The organism is Methylobacterium sp. BTF04, from assembly GCF_010692745.1.
In the GTDB taxonomy this organism is placed as follows: domain Bacteria; phylum Pseudomonadota; class Alphaproteobacteria; order Rhizobiales; family Beijerinckiaceae; genus Methylobacterium.
In genome coordinates this window covers 1-3,447 of sequence record NZ_JAAHTB010000123.1, presented here as the reverse complement: position 1 = coordinate 3,447, position 3,447 = coordinate 1, and the positions used below count along the sequence as shown (strand labels likewise).

The following is a 3,447-nucleotide window of genomic DNA, read 5'->3' as shown; positions in this document are numbered from 1 at the left end:
GTCGATCGAGCCGTGTTCTTCGAGAATGTCCATCACCCGGACAGCATGTGCATCGTCCGCCTTGACGGTCACTAGCGTCCCACCGCGACGAACACCCTCGTCGTAGGTGTGAGCATCGGCTTCGCTCAAGCCTGCACCTGTAAGACCGCCAGCGAGACCACCAGCCGCCGCACCGATGCCCGCGCCTGTGACTGCGGCAACAAGCCATCCAGCAGCTACAACCGGGCCAACGCCCGGAATGGCCAGCAGGCCAAGGCCAGTGAGAAGGCCGGTTGCTCCGCCAAGCACCGTACCGATCGATGCACCGGTACCAGCGCCGGTGGTGGCTTTCTCTGCTGTCTCGCCGTGGGGGGCGTTGCTGGTTGTAGTGATCCGGCTAGAGTGCCGATCACCCTCGTTGCTGCTTACGATGCTGATATCGCTGTGTGGGATACCCGCACCCTCAAGCTTCGCTACGGCTGTACTTGCTGCTTCGTAATCGTCATAGAGAGCGGTGATTGTTTGATGTGCCACGGTGTTGCTCCTAAGAGATATAAATTAGCTGCAGTGTCAGAGAATTCGACTATTGTGCGGCTACGTTACCTTTGAAGTCGACACCGACCTTGACCGGCTTACCGTTCAAAACAGCACTGCCACGCCAGATACCCTTGTCATCCTTCATCAAGCCCGTGACATCTTTGTAGCCAGCTTCACCTAGGCGATGCTGCGTCTGGGCCTCGGTGAAGCTGTTCGCTCCTTCCTCGAGCTTGGCGTTCGAGGCAGCATGAGTCGAACCGGGGTGATTGACGTCCGGCTTGTCGGTATTCGGTCGTGTTACCGCTTCTTGGCCACCGGATTTGGCGCTGGTAGCCGCATCAGGGGCAGGCTTGCCCGTTACGGTCGTCTGAGCGAGTGCTGGGGCGGATCCGAGAATTGCGAGGGCGACAAAAAGAGTCAGCGGCCGGGACATGAAATTCTCCGTGGTCAGGAACCTCTCAATCGGCCAAGGGTCAAAAGCGTTCCAATTATAAAGTTGGAGTGACAATCTCATCATCATGCATTATCAAGGAACGAAATGACAATAAAATGACTTTTTATTAGATGCTAATACTGATTTTTGGCTATAAATCAATTGGGTTTATATAATTAATATCAATTATGATATTCGGTTTCTAATATCTTTTCGCAGTAAAGATATTAAATCGATTTCACGAGTATTTTACAGAGGTAATAAAACTAAAGTTGTATCTAAGGCTGTGCAGAAAATAAAGGTGCTAAAGCGTTGTAGCGCGCGGATGTTGCCGAGCACGCTTTTCGCAATTGTGGTCCAAACGCATCAGCGGGCACTATCGTTCAACGAGCTCGTTAGGTGTTACGAGTTCCCTCCCGCCCCTCCGAACTGGATGATTTCATGCACTCGACGAAGAAACTCGCGCGCGTCCTGACTGATGAAGTTGAAGGCGGCTACCGATTGACATTCGAAGCGGTGGACGGCGAAATTTTCCATATCCTCGCGACCAAGGATCAAGTGGACAATCTCATCGACGAACTCGACGAGCTCGTCGGCGATGATGCTGACGAGAAGCCCGAGTTGACCGAAGAGGAAGAGCACGTCAGCGAGGAGCAGCCCTCTTAAAGGCTTTTCCGCTTTCGGCCTGCTAAGCCGTCAGAGCCTTTATCCTCGCTTCGTCGTCGTATCGAAGCGACGTTCCGGGTTCGCCCTGGCCTTCAGGGCGAACGGCGTAGAGGTCGATTCGATCATCGCCGAAAATCTTACCGATCTGCGGCCGCCAGATCGGCATCGGCTTGGGGCGTACGGGTAGAGAACAACGGAAACCTCGGATATCGCCTTGGCGAGGAGCTACCCCAGATCACTGCCTAGGTTCCTAGTGGCTGATCGGAGATACATGGCTATTGGGATTGTACTGCAAGCCAGCCTCTCATTCCTCAGACGCTTTATCGCTGAACTATCAAACCCATGGCCGAAATTAATTCGCTGACACGCAATTTAAATAAGTAGACGTACAACAACGTACAGAACCGATCATATTCATACCGAAGTGTTTTTAAGCTGGTCTCGTTAGTCGCCATTAATGTGCTACCAGCGATTACCGAAGATGCGAACCAAAATTATTTAAATACCGGCACGAAGGATATCAGTGCTGTGCCGTTATCCTGGATAAATTACCTATTGGCTGAAAATACGTTAATTATAAGATGCGAGGCACGTTTCCTCGATCAGCAGAAAGTCTTACAAGATCGATTGGAAGATGGTTTGGATACCACAACCTCTGAGTGGCTCTGCCGTCATTACGGTCGCAGCCTCACGCTTCTTCGCCTCAATCGAGACAACCGCCTCCGCCGCACCGGCATGTGAGTAGGGCCTATCGCAAAGGCGCGGCGCCTACCTTTAATTAACCATACGGCCTGTGTGACGCCTTCGATGGCCCAACCTACTGCATCAAGGCAGGCGGCCGCCGAACCAGCAGTCTCAGAATGACGCTGCTCCACCATGGCACGCTTGAGGTCTGCCTAACCGCCTTCCGTCAATCTACCTGCGAGCCAAGTTGCGTATCGGCTCACCCGTGAGATGGACGACCCACCCCGCTGACCCCGTGATCAGATCGGGGCGGCGGGGCTGCCTCGCCTTCATGCCCCTGCTGCAGCGTCGCGTGTGGCTCGTAGGCCATGGCTTTGGTGGTGGTGCTCTACAGCCTGGTGACGTCGCAGGCGGAGATACGGTTTTCGTTCGGTTTTGCGCGCGACGAGACCGGCAATCTGCCGCCCATGCCAGTCATCTTTCCGGATCAGCGGGCGCCGATCGTGCGCGTGACTGAAAGCGGCGAGCGGGTCATGGAGATGTTCCGCTGGGGAATTCCAGGACCGAAGCAATACGGCGAGCACCCCGTCACCAACGTGCGCAATGTGAAGAGTCCGCATTGGCGACCCTGGCTGAAGCCCGAATACCGCTGCCTCTTACCGATCTCGCCGCGCCGACGGAGATCGCCCTGGAGCTTCAGCGACCGTTACCGGTTGCGATGATGAAGATCGTAGCCAAAGGCGCGCGGAAGGACCCGCAGTAAAGCCGACCGCTCTGATCGCCATCCCTTACCGTTGACTTAACCCTATCGCCCGGCCGACATGCCATTTCCGGCCGTTTCTCGCGCTACGCGAGTCGTGAGCCGAATACCGTTGAGGATGATAGTCGCGAGAAAGATCTAGAGCCCCCAACGCGAAACGGCCCCACCCCGGCAAGGGTGAGACCGTTTAAAGTCGCTGGGCCTGTGAGGGCAGATCACTTCCCCTCACAAGCCATATCTCCCGCCGGGAGTCAATCGAGAACCCGTTCTCGAGGCGATGGCGTTTGGCCTTTTGAAAAGGTGTCCCCAGGAGCGGGGATACCTCTGCTTTGTCGCGGCCCGAGCAGGGACCGGGACCGATGTTTCACGCCGCCATGAAGGCCGCGAT

Annotated in this window: 4 protein-coding genes; 2 read left to right on the top strand and 2 right to left on the bottom strand. The window is 55.4% G+C overall.

Annotated features, from left to right (window positions below; all coding sequences use genetic code 11):
- Together G3T14_RS23530 and G3T14_RS23525 are read right to left on the bottom strand one after the other, a co-directional pair.
- Window positions 1-513, bottom strand: a 513-nt coding sequence (locus G3T14_RS23530; RefSeq protein ID WP_163644917.1) for a general stress protein, incomplete at its 3' end; no start/stop codon positions are given.
- 49 nt (window positions 514-562) lie between these two features.
- Window positions 563-949 carry a hypothetical protein gene (locus G3T14_RS23525; RefSeq protein WP_163644916.1) on the bottom strand — a complete coding sequence of 129 codons (387 nt, stop codon included), beginning with the start codon at window positions 947-949 and terminating at the stop codon, window positions 563-565.
- Window positions 950-1,390: 441 nt separating this feature from the next.
- Between G3T14_RS23525 and G3T14_RS23520 the strand changes: the two genes are divergently transcribed.
- Together G3T14_RS23520 and G3T14_RS23515 are read left to right on the top strand one after the other, a co-directional pair.
- Entirely contained in the window at window positions 1,391-1,615 is a 225-nt protein-coding gene (locus G3T14_RS23520) for a hypothetical protein (RefSeq protein ID WP_163644915.1), read from the top strand.
- A 1,052-nt stretch (window positions 1,616-2,667) separates the two neighbouring features.
- Window positions 2,668-3,021 carry a hypothetical protein gene (locus tag G3T14_RS23515; RefSeq protein WP_348645339.1) on the top strand — a complete coding sequence of 118 codons (354 nt, stop codon included), beginning with the start codon at window positions 2,668-2,670 and terminating at the stop codon, window positions 3,019-3,021.
- Window positions 3,022-3,447 lie beyond the last annotated feature (426 nt).